The sequence below is a fragment of the Rhodococcus sp. NPDC056516 genome (genome assembly GCF_042794655.1).
GTDB lineage: Bacteria > Actinomycetota > Actinomycetes > Mycobacteriales > Mycobacteriaceae > Rhodococcus_F.
Genome location: NZ_JBHTTG010000004.1, coordinates 505257 through 522941, shown reverse-complemented (window position 1 = coordinate 522941; position 17685 = coordinate 505257). Strand labels below are relative to the sequence as shown.

General features: G+C 62.7%; 7 protein-coding genes. 1 reads left to right on the top strand and 6 read right to left on the bottom strand.

The window, feature by feature from the left end:
• Positions 1–48: 48 nt before the first annotated feature.
• The 6 genes from ACFQ6Y_RS15290 to ACFQ6Y_RS15265 all read right to left on the bottom strand — a co-directional run bounded on the left by ACFQ6Y_RS15290 (position 49) and on the right by ACFQ6Y_RS15265 (position 16204).
• Entirely contained in the window at positions 49–2190 is a 2142-nt protein-coding gene (locus ACFQ6Y_RS15290; RefSeq protein WP_317826579.1) for a 3-hydroxyacyl-CoA dehydrogenase NAD-binding domain-containing protein, read from the bottom strand.
• A gap of 45 nt (positions 2191–2235) precedes the next feature.
• Entirely contained in the window at positions 2236–3450 is a 1215-nt protein-coding gene (locus ACFQ6Y_RS15285; RefSeq protein WP_003943886.1) for an acetyl-CoA C-acetyltransferase, read from the bottom strand.
• A 222-nt stretch (positions 3451–3672) separates the two neighbouring features.
• Positions 3673–5505 (bottom strand): multicopper oxidase domain-containing protein, encoded by a 1833-nt coding sequence (locus tag ACFQ6Y_RS15280; protein ID WP_378634027.1) that lies wholly within the window; start codon positions 5503–5505, stop codon positions 3673–3675.
• An 87-nt stretch (positions 5506–5592) separates the two neighbouring features.
• Positions 5593–7149, bottom strand: a complete 1557-nt coding sequence (locus ACFQ6Y_RS15275; RefSeq protein WP_378634024.1) for a hypothetical protein — start codon at positions 7147–7149, stop codon at positions 5593–5595.
• A complete protein-coding gene (locus tag ACFQ6Y_RS15270) occupies positions 7146–13271 on the bottom strand; it encodes an SDR family NAD(P)-dependent oxidoreductase (RefSeq protein ID WP_378634021.1) in 6126 nt (2041 codons plus the stop codon). The genes ACFQ6Y_RS15275 and ACFQ6Y_RS15270 overlap by 4 nt, the downstream gene beginning before the upstream one ends.
• A gap of 677 nt (positions 13272–13948) precedes the next feature.
• Complete coding sequence (locus ACFQ6Y_RS15265; protein ID WP_378536913.1) at positions 13949–16204, bottom strand: DNA polymerase III subunit gamma and tau; 2256 nt, start codon at positions 16202–16204, stop codon at positions 13949–13951.
• Positions 16205–16366: 162 nt separating this feature from the next.
• Between ACFQ6Y_RS15265 and ACFQ6Y_RS15260 the strand changes: the two genes are divergently transcribed.
• Positions 16367–17680, top strand: coding sequence for an ammonium transporter (locus ACFQ6Y_RS15260; RefSeq protein ID WP_060939276.1), 1314 nt, complete (start codon positions 16367–16369; stop codon positions 17678–17680).
• Positions 17681–17685: the final 5 nt, after the last annotated feature.

The following is a 17685-nucleotide window of genomic DNA, read 5'->3' as shown; positions in this document are numbered from 1 at the left end:
GCTGTGCGCGGTTAGGAAGTGTTGAGACTCCCTAACCGCGCACGGGGGCTATGCCCCTAGCGAAGCCGGCGGGGTGAACCGCGGGCCGTACTGCGCAGCGAGTTCCTTTGCGCGAGCGACGAAGCCGGCAGTGCCGCCCTCGTAGCCGACGATGAACTGGTGAACGCCACCGGTCCAGGCCGGGAATCCGATGCCCATGATGGAGCCGATGTTGGCGTCCGCCGTGGTGATCAGGACATTCTCGTCGAAGCACTTCTGCGTCTCGATCGCCTCGATGAACAGCATGCGGTCGATGAGGTCCTGGATCGGGGCGTCGGAGGTTCCGGAGTTGAAGTTCTCACGGAGTCCGGACCACAGTCCGGTGCGCTTGCCCTCGGCGTAATCGTAGAAGCCTGCTCCACCGAGCTTGCCCTTACGATCGAACTTCTCGACGAGGGTGTTGATGACCTCGCCGGCCGGATCTGCCGGCAGTTCCTTGCCTTCGGCCTTGGCTGCCTCGGCAGATTCCTTGCGGATCTTCTGCATGAGGGTGAGGTTGAGCTCGTCCGAAAGCTGAAGCGGCGCAGCCGGGTAACCGGCCTGCATACCTGCCTGCTCGATGGTGGCAGGCTCGACGCCCTCGGCGAGCATGCCGATGGCCTCGTTGATGAAGGTTCCGATGACACGCGAGGTGAAGAAGCCACGCGAGTCGTTGACCACGATCGGCGTCTTGCGGATCGCCTGGACGTAGTCGAACACGCGAGCCAGAGTCTCGTCGGAGGTCTTCTCACCGCGGATGATCTCCACCAGCGGCATCTTGTCGACGGGCGAGAAGAAGTGGATGCCGATGAAGTCTTCCTGACGCTTCACGCCGGTGGCGAGACCCGTGATGGGCAGCGTCGAGGTGTTCGAGCCCAGCAGTGCCTTGGGATCGACGATGTCCTCGATCTCCTGGAACACCTTGTGCTTGAGTTCCTGGCTCTCGAAGACGGCTTCGATGACGAAGTCGACGCCGGCGAAATCGGCCGGGTCAGCCGTCGGGGTGATCTTGGCGAGGAGTGCGTCGGACTTCTCCTGCGTGGTCTTGCCGCGCGAGAGCGCCTTGGCCTCAATGCCTTCGGAGTAGGCCTTGCCCTTGTTCGCAGCCTCGATGGTGACGTCCTTGAGGACGACGTCGAAGCCTGCCTTGGCGGAGACGTACGCGATGCCCGCGCCCATCATGCCTGCGCCGATGACGCCGACCTTCTTGATGGTGGACTTCTCGATGCCTGCCGGACGTGAACCGCCGCCGTTGATCGACTGCAGGTCGAAGAAGAACGCCTGAATCATGTTCTTCGCGACGCGGCCGGTCACCAGGGAAGTGAAGTAGCGAGCCTCGATGAGCAGCGCGTTGTCGATGTCGACCTGCGAGCCCTCGACGGCTGCGGCCATGATGGCGCGCGGAGCCGGCATCGGAGCACCCTTGAGCTGCTTGCGCAGGTTCGCGGGGAATGCCGGAAGATTGGCAGCGAATGCCGGAGTGGACGGGGTTCCGCCAGGGATCTTGTAGCCCTTGACATCCCACGGCTGAACGCCGCCTTCAGGGTTGGCCTTGATCCATGCCTTCGCGGCCGGAACCAGTTCCTCGACCGAGCCGACGACCTCGTCGATGAGGCCGACTTCCTTGGCCTGAACGGGTCCACGCTGCTGTCCCTGAAGCAGGACGCCCATGAGCGCGTTCTGCAGGCCGAGCATCCGCACGGTGCGAACGACGCCGCCGCCGCCGGGCAGCAGGCCGAGGGTGACCTCGGGCAGGCCGATCTTGACGCCCTTGACGTCCGCCGCGATGCGGTGGTGGGTCGCGAGAGCGATCTCGAGGCCGCCGCCGAGTGCCGCGCCGTTGATGGCGGCGACTACCGGCTTGCCGAGAGTCTCGAGGCGACGCAGGTCTGCCTTGATCTCGACGCTGTGGTTGTAGATCTCCTCGGCCTGCTCGGGGCCGACCTTGATCATGTTCTTGAGGTCACCACCCGCGAAGAAGGTCTTCTTGCCGGAGGTGATGACGGCACCGGTGATGGAGTCCTTCTCGGCGACCAGACGGTCGACGGTGGCCTTCATCGACGCGATGTACGCGTCGTTCATGGTGTTAGCGCCCTGGTTGGGATCGTTGATGGTGAGCACGACGATGCCGTCGGCGTCCTGGTCCCAGTTGATGATGTTCTGATCAGTCACTTTGATTGACTCCTGGTAAGCCTCGTTGGAAGGACGGACGCCGCGTCAGACGCGCTCGATGATGGTGGCAACGCCCATACCGCCGCCGATGCACAGGGTGATGAGGGCGCGCTTGCCGCCACGACGCTCGAGCTCGTCGACCATCGTTCCGGTGATCATCGCGCCGGTTGCTCCGAGCGGGTGGCCCATGGCGATGGCACCGCCGTTGACGTTGAGCTTCTCGTCCGGGATGTTCAGGTCCTTCTGGAACTTCAGGACGACGGAGGCGAACGCCTCGTTGATCTCGAAGAGGTCGATGTCGTCGACGGTCAGGCCGGCAGCGGCCAGAACCTTCTTCGACGCCGGCGTCGGGCCGGTGAGCATGATGGTGGAGTCGGCTCCGCTGGTGGCGGTGGCGACGACGCGAGCGCGCGGCGTCAGGCCCATGTCCTTGCCGGCCTGCTCGCTGCCGACGAGCACGAGTGCAGCGCCGTCGACGATTCCCGAGCTGTTGCCGCCGTGGTGAACGTGGTTGATCTTCTCGACCCAGTGGTACTTCTGCAGCGACACGGCGTCGAATCCGCCGATTTCACCGATCACACCGAATGCGGAAGCCAGGCCGGCGAGGTTCTCGGCCGTGGTGCCCGGACGCATGTGCTCGTCGTTGTCGAGGATGGTGATGCCGTTGATGTCCTTGACCGGCACTACCGACTTGGCGAAGTATCCGCCGGTCCACGCCTTAGCGGCGAGGTCCTGCGAGCGCACGGCGTATGCGTCGACGTCGTCACGCGAGAAGCCCTCGATGGTGGCGATGAGGTCTGCGCCGACGCCCTGCGGGACGAAGTAGTTGTCGTAGTTGGTGGCGGGGTCGAGCGCCCACGGTCCACCGTCGGATCCCATCGGAACGCGGGACATCGACTCGACGCCACCGGCGATGACCAGTTCGTCCCAGCCGGACCGGACCTTCTGAGCAGCCATGTTCACGGCTTCGAGACCGGAAGCGCAGAAACGGTTGAGCTGAACGCCGCCGACGGTGTCGGGCAGTCCCGCATCGTTGACTGCAACGCGGGCGATGTCCATCCCCTGATCGCCAACGGGGGTGACGACGCCCAGGATGAGGTCGGAGATCCGATCCTCGTCGAGGTCGGGAAAGCGCACGCGCAGTTCCTGGATCAGACCCGTGACCAGCGAGATCGGCTTGACCGAGTGCAACGACCCGGTCTTCTTGCCGCGGCCTCGCGGGGTACGGATGGCTTCATAAATGAATGCCTCTGTGGTCACTGTGAGGTGTTCCTTCCGTGTAATTCGTCGAACCGGTCTGCAGATCGTCCGCGCCGCCTTCGGTGGTGGCGCATGGCCGAGGTACAGACCTCAGCCCTTTCACTGTAGAACGTGTTCCAAATTCATGGGAAGGACCGAAGCGATCCTGCTAGGTGACCGAGGTGATCCGACGTGCGTGCGCCTGCCCGCTCCGGTTCATTTCGAGTGCGCTTCCGGCGGCGCTCACGGCACGATTCGATAGGGCAGCATCATGTCGTGATCTTCGTGGTCGAGTAGGTGGCAATGCCACACGTATCCCTGGAGTTGACCAGTGCTACTCACGCCGTCGTTGCTCACACCGTGGTGACCACTTCCCTGATGCGCCTGATCGCCACCAGTCATCCCCCCACTCGGAAGTCGCTCGAACATCGCGTCGGGATCGAAACCCAGCTCGTCCGCGGTCGGGAATCGCACGATGATCCGCGTGACCGTGCCACCGTCCACCCTGACGGTGTCCTTCATACCCGCTTCCCACGGCGCCGGCGCGATCATCGGTCCCGCCTCGAACCCGTCGGGCGACGGAGTCCACTTGTTGCCGATCACCGGCTGCGGATGACGGATGAGGTAGTCCAGCGTCCGCATCGGCGTTCTGCCGAGAATCCGGAAGTTCACCAGGTGCAGATGAATCGGATGCGGGTCCGGCGTGGTGTTGACGATGTTCCACTGCTCGACGGTGCCCTGCCGCGGCCTCTCGACGTCGGTGGTGCTGAACGTCAGGTTGTTCAGTGTCATCTGAGCCGGCGGATTCCTCAGTTCCAGTTGCTGGCTCACCGTCACTGTGCGGGTTACCGTCGGCTGCTCCAACGGGGCGAGAACGTCACGTTGGAGCCGCCCACCGCGCAGTCGCGCCGGAACACCACCGGTGAATCCGCGCCGGGCGTCGCCGCGGAAGCGGCAGAACAGCGGCATTGTCACTTCACCGATGACAGCGGCGGGTAGCGGTGGCGCCTCGTCGTTGCGAAGCTCCACCGTCGACCCCTCCGACAGACCGGTGAAATCGACGAGGAGGTCGTAGCGCTCCCCCGGCGCGCAGCGGAAGGCGCTGACCCCGACGGGTGCGTCGAGCATTCCGGCGTCGTTGCCGATGACCCAGAACGTCATCATGTTGGAGAAGTGGAGATTCCACACGCTTGCCGATGACGCATTGACGACCCTGAAACGGTAAAGGCCCCGAGCCACAGCCAGTTCCGGCCAGACCTTGCCGTTGACCAATCCGACGTCGCCCACCGCGCCGCCTTCCCGCGATCCTTCCGGTATCAAGATGGTGGATCGGCCGCTCTGAGCGCCTGTCGGCGTGAAGATCTTCTCCTGCAGTATCAGCGGGATCTCGAATTCCTCGGCCGGCAGCCCCAACGGATTTCCCAGCTTGCCGGTGTCGAATTCGTCCCTGATCAGGTAGTTGCCGATCAGACCGGCGTAGACGTTGAGCCGGGTGATGCCCATCGCGTGATCGTGATACCAGAGGTGCGCAGCTTCCTGCCCGTGCGAAAAGTGATGCATCGCAGCCTGTCCCGGCATCACAAGCAGCTCCGGATGGCCGTCGCTCTCGGGCGAAGTGACTCCTCCGTGCAAGTGCAACGAAGTCGGTGGATTCGCACGGAAGTCGGCCTGCATTCCGTGCAATGTCATATCCATGTCTGCGGCCAACGGATGACCGCTGAGATTGTTCTCGAACGTCAACATGATCGGCTCGTCCGAATGCGCCTCGACGGTGGGCCCCAAGTAGCCGCCGCCGATCTCTGCGCTGCTGTACGACAAGGCGGGGGACGACGGAAAATCCCGATGAAATACGTGTGTCCCGACCTGGGACGTCAGAGTGATCTCACTACCGGAACGCACTGGAAGTGTAGGAAGCTCGTCACAGAACGGCTCGAACTCCGGTGAATGAAAAATCAACGGAGACTCGATATCCACACTCCCCGCCGGAGCCGCACTTGCCTTTGCGCCCAAAGCAACAGCCGCTGTGCCGACTACCGACCCCTTCAGAACTGACCGCCTCGATACTCCGGTAACCATTCTTGCCCCTCCCCATCGAAACGGGTTGCGTTCTCCGATAAGGAAAACGCAACCCGTTTCTCTACTTCGATCTCGGAAATCCCCCGTCTACTTTCCGTCGATCGCCTCCAGCACCGAATCGATCAGCGACTGTGGAAGATTCGACGGCGGAGCAATGTCCAGTGCTCCAGGAGCGCTCGGTATCGTCCAGATAGTTCGATGGCGAGCGATCGCGAGCTTCTCCCGCGATCCGTCCGGATTGACCTTGAAATACTCGAACTCGAGGTCGATCCCCTTCTCGTAGAGAGCTGCCAAAGACATCGTGACAAGCACATCGTCGAACGGCATGACCTCGCGCAGATGCTCCACCCGTGTGTGCACACAACGCAGTTCACCCAGAGCGCCGCGGGCCGCCAAGGCCTCCCGCTGAGAGCGGACGAGGAACTTGTCCCGAACCCTCGACTGCCAGATGTAATAGTTGCCGAAGTAGACATTGCCCACGACGTTTCCGTCTTGCAGCGTCGTCGAGAACACCTCGGATTCGAGTAGATACGGATTGCGCGGCACCATCGGAGCCGAGCGAATCACGGAACCACGATCGACGTACTTCGGCTCGGCCGGGACGACAACGCTCTTCGCCCCCGTCGGAATCGTCATCGGCTCGATGAAATCGTGGAAGTACTGCGGCATCGGCCGCGCCGCCACCACGCCGTGGGAAAGGATTTCCACCCATGTCGTCTGCATCGCGCTCCACCCGATGTGGGTGCGCGTCTCACCGTCGACTCGGCACCATTCGACATGCAGATTGGTGGTTGCCCGATCCGGACCGGTGAGCTCGGTGATCCAGATCGTCCCCTCGACAATGTCGTCGGTGTACAGGTTCGCATCGATGAACACCTCGGAGTTGTTGGTCACCATGCCCCAACGACCCGTCGCCATGTCTTCGACGATCTGCTTCGAGATCGGTCCGGTCCCCCTCTCCCGCAAAGCACCCAGCCACAGGGCGAAGCTCGCGAACCCCACTGATCCACCGACGTTGCACGCGTCCCGGAACCCAACGGGGAACCGGATCGACACCGCCGGATAGCCGCTGCGTGCCACCACATGCACGTCGGAGCCGTAGGCCATCGGATCGAACTGCGCGAGAGACTTCGCCGACAACGGCCCGGTGTCGAACTGTGGTGCCGGGTCGTGCGCCGGTTCTTCCGCATCCTCCTCGTGAGTCACGAACGCGAGAATGCGCTCCTCGTTGTCCGTCAACAGAGCTGGAAAGGTCAGAACCACAACGCTTCCCTCTGCGCCGCCGCGGAAGGTCACTGCATCGTCCTCTCTGGAGCCCATCGCCAGCGAAACCGACATCTGGCCCGTGGCCTTTCGGATCGCCTCGGCCGCCGCCCACAGTCTGGTTCCCGCTCGATCGAGTGATTCGCCGCCCGCGATCAACTCGTCGAGCAGCGGGATCCGCGCCGAACCCAGAAGTGCCTTCCACTGCACGACGCTTCGGGAGCGAATCGGTTCGATGTCGCACCCCTGCGGCCAGTCACCTGCGGAGCTGAGAGACTTACTACCGTCGTGCGAGAGCGAGACATCCACCGATGGTGGAACGTCACCGACAACGACGGGCTTTCCGGTTTCCTGCCATTCGATGGCAAAGGCATTGCTCATTTGATCACCGCATCCTCATCGAGATGAATGTTCACGGCCGCCTCGGCGATCGGTTTCTCCTGCTCGTGGCGCTCCGACTTGGTCAGCTCGTGAATCCCCGGGGTGTGTGCGACCACAACCCGCGGACTCTTCACTCCCAACGCACGACTGTGTTGCGCGAGCTTGTCGAGAATGATCTGCGCATCACGCGCAGTCGGATCCGCAATTTCCTCAGCCGTAGGCCTACTTTCGTCATGCGAGAGAATCTGGGAGCGATATCCCTCGAGCTGCATCACCACTCGTCCGTCCTTCACCACTGACACGTCGGCTTGCATGTGGGTCTCGGTCTGCACCTTGTCGTAGGCGTATGCGGTGAAGGAACGAGCCTCGAATCGCCCGTCGTACATGTCGATTCGCGCGATATTGACCGGAAGGCAGATCTCCCGCGGAACCATGATCTGGCCCGATTGCAGCAGTGAATCCAGGAAGTAGGGATCACCGAGAAGGTGCTGCCTACGGTCGGCTCGCGAAATAGCACTGAAGAGAATGTGCTCGGAATCGAGGCTCGAGATCTCTTCGAGTCGGCGGAAATCACCCTCCTGGAACAGCAACCACGAGTAGAGGTCGTCCAACGGATCGATGTCGAGCACCGGTCGCGGCAACTCCTTCTCGAACTCCGGCAGTGTTTCGTCCAGCCCGAAGATGAAGTCGGCCGAGAAATGGGGCCGCCCGTACCCGGTCCGTTCGGTGCCGATCGTGACATGCACTCGCGTTCCTGCAGCATCACGATCCTGCTCCACGACGCTTGCCTTGATCTCGACTCTGGTGCCCTCGACCGTGTCGACGACGATCGGTCGATCCAGCTTGATGTCGTCGATGCGGACGCGGCCCAGGGTCACCCGTCCCGTGACATAGGCCGCCGCCTGCGACATCGCCTCGAGTCCGAACACCGTCGGAAGCAGCGCCGATCCTTTCCAGACATGGTCGAGGACAAACGGATCCGCCGAGGTGGACAACGTCGTCCGCGTAACCAGTTCTACCTGCGGCTCGAAGGTCACCACTTGGTCGATGTACCGCGACACCGCCGGCAGAGCCGGTGCTGCCGGCGCCCAGGTGTCCAGACCGCCGAGTCGACTGGTCACGACGATACGACTCGCCTCGGGTCCGCTGTCGACCAGACGAAGGAAATGATCCACTCCCGCAGCCGTCGAAATCGGCATGACACCCATCTTCGCGAGATGGTTGACACTGCCCATGCGGGCACCCATCCCTGTCTCTCCCCACACGCTGTACGCGAGCGAGAACGTCCGAGTCTTCGGGTGCCCGGCGGCATACCGCACCACCATTTCGTCGAGAAGCTCGTTTCCGTATGCATACCAGCTGTTTCCGGGCATACCGGTGAATCCGATGATCGAGGAAAAGCCCACGAACAGCTTCAACTCACGATCAGCGAGCGCTTCGACGAAGTTGGCTGCGCCCAGGACCTTCGGTGCAACCTCCTTGAAAGCCGCAGCGCTGTCGACTCTCTCGAACCGCCGCGGAACATTCGCCCCCGCACCGTGGACAAAACCGTTGATCGGCCCCACCTCGACCTCGATCTGATCGACGACGCCGGCCACCGCCGCAGCATCCGTGACGTTGCAGCGATAGTAGTGGGCCTTCAAACCGGCAGACGTGAAGTCCGCAAGGGTGGAAGCGATTTCGTCGCCTGCCTGCCGCTGAGAGCTTCCGATCAGCACCAGTTCGGCACCGGTCTTTCGGCCCAGTGCCAGAGCGCATTGCGCCATGATGCCTTTCGCGCCTCCGGTGACGACCACAACATCCGAACTTCCCAACCCGCTTTCGCGGACGGTGTAGTCGTTCGAGGCGAGAACCCGCGGTTGCAGCGCCGTGCGCGCCAGCTCGGCGTCGTAAGTCGCGAACACATAGGGTGCAACCGAATCCAACTCGGAGACGACAGTGGTTGCCACCTCCGCGTCCGCTGTCGAGCCGTCGAATCCTATGACGCGTACATCCAGCTCGGGGCGCTCGTGATGCACCGAAGCTGCAAAAGCCGCCGCACTCGGCACCGGCGCTGGATTGCTCAACTCGGCATCGATGAACTGAACCACCGCCAATGTGGTTCGCGCGCCACCACTTTGCTGCGCCGGAACTATTCTGTGCATGTGTTCGATTCCGCGGCGCAAGCCGATTTCGGTGACGGAATCATCGGTCACGCGCGGCATTACCGCAATCACGTGGTGTGCGTTCGCAGTGTCGGCGTCGGAGAATGTCCGGGTGTCGACCTGGGCGCCACGGCCTCGAAGTTCGGATTCCAATCTTCCGACCAAACCGGCGTCGTCACCGATGACGACAAACGTCGCGGCCGTGAGGTCGCGGACTTCGTGCAACGCTGTCTCGCTCCGAACCTTTTCCAGGGTGTAATCGCGAACCCAGGTGAAGCTGTCGGCCGATATACCCTGCGACTTCGTCGGCAGCGCCCGCGCAGCCGGCTGCTGCTGACCCGACATCTCCTTCGCGGACCGATCGAGCACCTCGATCAGTTCACCCAGGCTGACGTTGACGAGTTCGGCCGGATCCAGGTCGCCCTGAACACCCAACCGTGTTGCCACCGTGGCTATTGCATCGGCAGCCTTGATCGAGTCCATGTTCAGGTCGTCGAGCAGGTGGAGATCCACATCGAGAGACCCCACCGGAAATCCGGTGTCCTCTGCGATTACCTCGAGCAGGATTCGCGACACGTCCGATTGCCCCGAATGCGCTACTGGAACGGCAGCTACTGGAACGGCAGTGCCGGCATTCGGCGATGCCGCAAGGATCAGCGATGCAGCTTCTCCGATGGTGGCGTTGGCCAACTCGGCAGGGTCGAGGTCGACAACCTCGAATTGGTGCGCAACCTTCGAAATAGCCTCTGCCGCACTGATCGAGTCGAGATTCAGATCATCGAGCAGACGCAAATCCGTCGTGATCGACTCGGCCGGGAACCCTGTGGTGCCGGCGAGGATCCTGATCAGCTCACTTTCCACGGACCCCGCGCCCGCGACAGCCGGCTCTTCGACCACCGGAGCCGAAACCGGCGCAGGAGCTTTCGCTGCTACAGATTCGTGGCCGTTGGTGACTGCCCGCGAAGTCGGAGCAGATGGAGAAGACGGAGAAGTCGCTCCACTGCCTACATCCGCGCGAATGACGTCGACGAGGAAGTTCCCGCGTCGGCTCAGGTAATCGGCCAGCGCCGCAGCCGGATCCCCGCCGGACGTACCAACTGCGAGCGGTTCGGGAGCAGATTTAACCGTCAGCTTCGCCTCGGCCAGGTTCTCGATGAACACCTTCTGATCGGCGGGAACGAATTCGCGCACGAAGCGGCCGTCGAAAAGTTCGTTCCAGCGGACCTGAGCGCCGTGTACGTACATCGCGGCCAGTGCGACGTTGAAGTCCTCGTCACGTCCGGACTTGGACGCAACGGGGAAGCAGCGCACGCCGTCGGTCCCGTTGATCGCCTTGGTGAGCCCGGTCAGCACACGGCCGGGTCCGACCTCGACAAGCAGGTCCACCTCCTGCGAGATCCCACGTACCGTCTTGATCCAGTCGACCGGTGAGACAACCTGTTTGGTGACCAATTCGCGAAGTGCCACTGGCGTCTGGACGCGTTCCCCTTCAACGCAGGAATATACGGGGCAGGTCAGCGAATCGACGTGCTCGTCAACGGGCGCAGTGGACTTCAGCTCCCGCTCGGCCTCGTTCATCATCTCGGAGTGGAAAGCATTCGACACGGCAAGCGCCTGGGCCGACACTCCGCGCGTCTTCGCGATGGCAACCACATCGTCGACCGCGTCCTTGGTACCCGAAACCACTGTCTGCGTCGGCGTATTCAGATTCGCGACGGTCGCATATCCGTTTGCTTCCGCGATGATCGCCTCAGCCGTCGATCGGTCGCAGGTCAGGCTCGCCATTGCGCCGTTTCCGCCACCACTGACCGCCATCGCCGCGCCCTTCGCCGCAGCCAAGGTGATCAGCGTCTTCTTGTCGTAAGCCCCTGCCACGTAGAGGGCTGTCAGCTCCCCGAGACTGTGCCCGGCAACGGCAGTGGGTGTGACGCCCAAACGGTGGAGGTACTCGAACCACAGTAGCGACGCCAAGGCAACGGCGGGCTGGGTGAACTGCGTCTGGGCGAGGTCCCTCTTCCACTTCGCCAATTCCGCAGCGTCAGCGCTCTTGACCGGGTTCCGCAGAATCCGCGGCGTGATCGCTTCCGCTCCCGCATCCTCCAGCCAGCCGTCGGCCTCGTTCGCCAGTTCACGCGCCCACTCGAAACGCTCGATCAGCACGCGAGCCATCTCGAGCTGTTGTGATCCCTGTCCCGGGAACAGGAACCCGATGTCGTGACGAACGTTGTTCGAGATCGATATCTCGTTGCTGACCACCTTGACCTGGCCGGCCGCGGGCGCAGAGTTCTCGCAGATGACGGCGAGTTGGCGCATGCGTTCGGCCAACTGCGCGGGTCGACCTGCCACCACTGCGGCCCGGAAGGGCGCGGTCGGCGAGATCACCCGCGAGAGCTTCGCCGAAAAGTCCAGCAGCTCGGCAACACTCAACGGAACTGCCAGATCTGCGACATCCCGCGCTCGGGTCGCCAAGTCCATGGCGGAATCTGCGGAAAGTACGAAGACCTCGGTGTCCTGGTACGACGCCATCATGGTGCGGACGTCGCGCGAAGGTGTCAGCTTGCTGGACGGTGCATCAGCCGATTCGATGGCGACGTGGCAGTTGATACCGCCGAATCCCATGGCCTGCGCACCGGCGCGCATCTTCTCGGACGGATCTCTGATCTCGCCGTTGACGAGCGGAAAGAGCGCTGGCGCTTCGGTTCCGAACGCCGGGTTCGGGTCGGTGCAACCGGCGATCGGCGGAAGGATTCGTTGGTTGACGGCCATTGTCGCCTTGATCAGTGCAAGGATGCCCGACGCCGCCTTCGTGTGCCCGATCAGCGACTTCAGCGAGGTCATACCGATGCTGCGAGCCTCGACGGGCCCGTCCGTCTGCGCGGCCTGCTGGACGCCGGCAAGTTCGACGGGGTCCCCGACAGGAGTGCCAGTTCCGTGTCCTTCGACAAAGGCAACCTCGCTGGCAGCGAATCCTGCTCCCGAGTATGCGCGACGGATCATTTCGGCCTGAGTTTCGGCGCGGGGCTTGGTAATTCCACCCTTGCCATCGGTGGAGATGCCCCAGCCGCGAATCGTCGCGTACACGTAGTCACCGTCTGCCCTGGCGTCCTCGAGCCGTTTCAAGGCCACGAATCCACAGCCTTCACCCGGGATGAATCCGCTTCGGCTTGCGTCGTACACGTTCATGTCACCGCGTGTCAGTGCACCCAAACGCGCGAATCCCACGAGTTCCAAAGGATCTAAGCTGACGTCGACTCCACCTGCCAAGACGAAGTCGGCCGCGCCGGACGCCAGCTTTTCCGCCGCAGTCGCCACCGCGAGCATGCCGGACGCGCACGCACCGTCCACGACGTACCCGCCGCCGTTGAAGTCGAGGTAGTTGCAGATCCGACCGGCAATCGTATTCGACAACATACCGGCCAGAGTGTCTTCACTCGGCTCCACCAGCGGGCCTTTGTAGACCTCTTCCATCGTCTCGGCGAGGGCATCGACGACGGAACTGTCCAACTGGCGCGCTTCGGCCGCCACAGCGAGGGCGCGCTTGACATAAGGCCAGCGCAAACGCATCGACCACATCCGGGATTCTTCACCGGTAAGGGAGTTGCCGACGATTGCGGCGCTGCGGCCAGTGGGTACCGATCCTCGGCTGTAGCCCGCGTCCGTCAAAGCGCCGAGTGCTGTTTCCAGCGCCAACCAGTGTGTGAGATCTGTCGACTTGAAGGTCCGCTCCGGGATCCGGCGCCCGACCCAGTCGAATTCGAATCCGTCCATGAACGCGCCCCGGTCGGCATACGTTCTGTCGACGTCGTCGGGATTTGCGCTCCAATAGTCGTCGAGAGACATCCGCGACTCGGGAAACTTTCGGAATTGCATCCGGCGCGCAAGGACGTTCTCCCAAAATCCTTGCAGATCGTGTGCACCGGGAGACCACATGCTCATCCCGACTATCGCAATTGCAGGATTAGTTGAATCTTCAGTCATCTTACACTTCCTATTTTCACGCGCATCCACGGGAGACTCAATCGACCGAAGACTAACCACGCGTTCGTCGGCGTGTAAAACGCAGATTCACCTCAAGGCATAACCAAATAACAAAGATTGTTCGAGATCGCGAACATGTTTCAGCAATTTTTCCGCAATCGACAATTAGCTGTAACTTCGAGTTACTCGTTTGCCTAACTCGACGTCAAACTCCGGCTGGAACATCCGTATCTGATCCTGGATTCAAAGCCGTCCAATCCAGACATACAGCAAATATGCAGTTGAGCATCCGTTAAATCGGCACAATGCCGAATATGTGGCCAATTCGCCGAATGTCCCAAATTGGTCGATCGACACAAAACAAACATCTGCAAGGTTCAATCTGAACATTCGTGACACGCTGAGAGTTAGCAATATTGATCGAACGTCGGTCGATCGACAAGAAATCTCAGATATTCTTCGGCGGTCATCGTACGAATCGAAGTTTCGTTACAGCGAAACTGGGCGAACAAATGTGCCAGCAAACCAGCCACAGCATTTTCAGCATTGACTGACCGAGCGACTGCACCCTCGACGCCCGCGAAGAGCAACGACGAGTCACTTATAACGATTCGATCACGCGGCCTGTCTCGCGACATTCCGGCCGTTGTTCCGCCCACAAGGGACGCGTCAGCGACTCAACTTTCGAGTCTGCGGGCTCCAAGGACGTCCTTGAGTAGTTCCTTGGCAACATCCTCGGGATCGCGTCTGGCCGTCGGGTCCGCGGGCTCGGCCGCCTCCGCGAACATTTCGTCCTCGTCCTCACGCGTTGCAGGCGGAGGAGTTGCCTCGTAGTCGACCTCGGGAGCGGGGGCCGGTCCAGGGTCTTCCGGGTAGTCGGGAGCCTCGGGCGGCGGAATGTCGTCCGAATCCCCACGCTGGGGCTGCGGAGCCTTGGGCTGCTGCGCCGCGCGTTCCTGACTGGGGCGCGAGAATCGCGGCGCAGCGGCCGGGCGAGTCGGAGCCTCTGCCGCCTTGGGCGTGCTCGACCCGGCAGGCGCGGGCGGCGCACCTTCCTGGTACTCGACTTGCCAAGTGCCACCGAACATCTCGGTAAGGACCTCGCAGATGACCGCTGCGTTATGCGGTTGCGTCACACGAGCACCCAGAACCGGCGAGCCGTGAGCAATGACCACGACGTGACCACGCACGTCGTGAACCGTAGCAGCGGACAGCATGGCCGGCAGAACCTTGTTTCGTTCACCGACCTTGTTGCGCAAGGTGTTCCACGATTCACGAAGTGTCTCGACCGTGGGGCCGGCCGAGACCGGCGCAACTTCTGCAGCCGCCGGCTCCTCGAACTCGGGCTCGGCCTCGGGCTCGTAGTCGGGTTCCGGCTCGGAAAGTCCGATCGGCTCTTCCGCTTCGACAGTAGCTGGAGTCGGTAGTTCAACCACGGGAGCTTCAACCACGGGAGCCTCAACCACAGGAGCTTCGACCACCAGCGGTTCGGCAACGGGAGGCTCCACGATCTCAACGGCGGGAGGCTCGACGACTGGGGGCTCGACGACTGGGGGCTCGACGACGGGAACTGCCGCTACCGGAGGCTCGACGACAGGAGCCTCGACAACCGGCGGCGCCGCCGCGGGAGCAGGCGCGGCTGGTTCCGGCCGTGCCTCAGGCTCGGCCTTACGTTGGGAGGGCCGTTGGAACTTGGAAGCAATCTCCGGTTCGAGCGGCGGCACGGTCGGTGCCGGCGTTGCTGCCGCGCGAGGGGCAGCGGCAGCCGCGACTCCGGCAGCCGGAATACCTTGTTCCAGGCGCTCGAGCCGCTGCAATACAGCTGACTCGGTGTCCGAAGCAGAGGGAAGCAGCATTCGCGCGCACATCACCTCGAGCAGCAGCCGCGGCGCCGTCGCCCCACGCATTTCGCTGAGCCCGGCATGGACGGTCTCGGCGAAACGGGTGAGCGTGGCCGGACCGACTCGCTGAATCTGCTCACGCATCGTGACCAGCTCTGCCTCGGGTGCGTCGACCAACCCTCGTTCGCTGGCGTCGGAGACAGCCTGCATCAAAATGAGATCACGCAGACGTTCGAGGAGATCCAGCGCGAAGCGGCGTGGGTCGTGACCGGCGTCCATCACGCGATCGACAGTGCCGAACAAGGCGGCTCCGTCACTGGCGGAGAGAGCATCGACGGCTTCGTCGATGAGCGCGACGTCGGTGACTCCGAGAAGGGAGAGCGCGCGCGGATACGTGACACCTTCTTCTCCGGCGCCCGCGAGCAGCTGATCGAGGACACTCAACGAGTCTCGAGGCGAACCACCGCCGGCCTTGATTACCAGCGGATATACGGCGGGCTCGACCGGTACGCCCTCCTGGGCGCAGATCTTTTCCAGGAGTCCGCGCATGGTCGACGGCGCCAACAGGCGGAACGGGTAATGGTGTGTACGCGAGCGAATGGTGGGGAGAACCTTTTCGGGTTCCGTCGTCGCAAAGATGAAGATGAGGTGTTCCGGCGGCTCTTCGACAATCTTGAGCAGCGCGTTGAAGCCCGCCGCCGTCACCATGTGTGCCTCGTCGATGATGAAGACGCGATAACGAGAAGCGGCCGGTGCGTGGAAGGCCTTGTCTCGGAGTTCTCGCGTGTCGTCGACGCCACCGTGACTTGCGGCGTCGAGTTCGGTGACGTCCAGGTTGCCTGTGCCGCCCGGGCCCAGCGAAACGCACGAGTCGCACACGTCGCACGGCGTCGAGGTCGGACCCTTCTCACAGTTCAGTGAACGCGCAAGGATGCGCGCCGACGACGTCTTTCCACAGCCACGTGGGCCGGAAAAGAGATAGGCATGGTTGATGCGTCCGGTGTCGAGGGCCGTGCTGAGCGGTGCGGTGACATGCTCCTGCCCCACCACCTCGGCGAAGGACGCGGGTCGATACTTCCGGTACAGGGCCACGCGCAAAGACTACCGGCGACCCACGACAGGTGGTCCGGTGCGGGTGCAACGCCGACTTCTCCCGAAACATGTTCGCAACACAATCGCAGTGCGTAGGAAACCGCACGCACGCATCGTGGGTTCCGTGCACGCGGGCTGGTCCGCGTGCGTGAGGAGAAGACTGTGCCCGCCACCATCGATGCCGGAGCAACTGCCTGGTTGCTCGTCAGTACTGCACTGGTTCTTCTGATGACGCCAGGACTGGCACTGTTCTACGGCGGCATGGTCCGCTCGACCGGCGTCCTCAACATGATCATGATGAGCTTCGTCTCGATCGCACTCGTCACTGTTGCGTGGTTGTTCGTGGGCTACAGCCTCGTGTTCGGCGACGATCACGGCGGCATCATCGGTGGACTCGAGCACGTCGGAATGGCGGGCATCGACCCGTCGACCGTGCACGGGAACGTCCCGGAAGTGTTGTTCGCAACCTTTCAATTGACCTTCGCGATCCTTACTGCGGCACTGATCAGTGGTGCGATCGCCGACCGAGCGAAGTTCTCCGCCTGGATGATCTTCGTCCCCATCTGGTCCTTGCTCGTCTACGTCCCCGTCGCTCACTGGGTGTGGAATCCGCAGGGATGGCTCGCCCAGATGGGAGCACTCGACTACGCCGGTGGCCTCGTGGTCGAGATCGTGTCCGGAGCGTCGGGTCTGGCATTGGCCCTGGTCCTCGGCCAGCGGATGGGTTTCAAGGCCGAGTCGATGCGTCCGCACAATCTGCCGTTCGTCCTGCTCGGCGTAGGCCTGCTCTGGTTCGGTTGGTTCGGATTCAACGCCGGCTCGGCCCTTGCGGCCGACGGTATGGCCTCGCAGATCTTCCTCAACACACTCGTCGCCGGTTGCACCGGACTACTCGGCTGGCTGTTCGTCGAACAAAATCGTGACGGACACCCCACGACGTTCGGCGCAGCGTCGGGCGTCGTCGCCGGTCTGGTCGCGATCACCCCGTCGTGCGGAACGGTGAACATGTTCGGTGCGCTCGTCATCGGTCTGATCGCCGGCATCGTCTGCTCGTACGCCGTGGGATGGAAGCACAAGCTCGGCTACGACGACTCCCTCGACGTCGTCGGCGTGCACCTCGTCGGTGGAATCGTCGGCTCGTTGCTGATCGGACTCCTCGCGACGGCCGTGATGACGGGCGGTCCGGAAGGTTTGTTCTTCGGCGGTGGATTCGCGCAGTTGGGCAAGCAGTTCGTCGGCGTCGTCGTGGTCGCGCTCTATGCCTTCGGTGTGACCTACGGTCTCGGAAAGCTCATCGACAAGACCTTCGGCTTCCGCATTTCGCGTGAAGACGAGGCCCGCGGAATCGACGTTGCCCTGCACGCGGAGTCGGCCTACGAGCACGGAGTCCTCGGCCATGGTCCGATCGGCGGACAGAACCCGAGCCCGTTCCTCCAGCGTCAGCGTGAGGAACGGGAGAACCGCGAGCGGGACTGACCGCC

Excerpts from the sequence above, each read along its gene's own strand:
- ACFQ6Y_RS15280 (WP_378634027.1), bottom strand. The coding sequence starts at position 5,505 with ATGGTTACCGGAGTATCGAGGCGGTCAGTTCTGAAGGGGTCGGTAGTC.
- ACFQ6Y_RS15275 (WP_378634024.1), bottom strand. The coding sequence starts at position 7,149 with ATGAGCAATGCCTTTGCCATCGAATGGCAGGAAACCGGAAAGCCCGTC.
- ACFQ6Y_RS15270 (WP_378634021.1), bottom strand. The coding sequence starts at position 13,271 with ATGACTGAAGATTCAACTAATCCTGCAATTGCGATAGTCGGGATGAGC.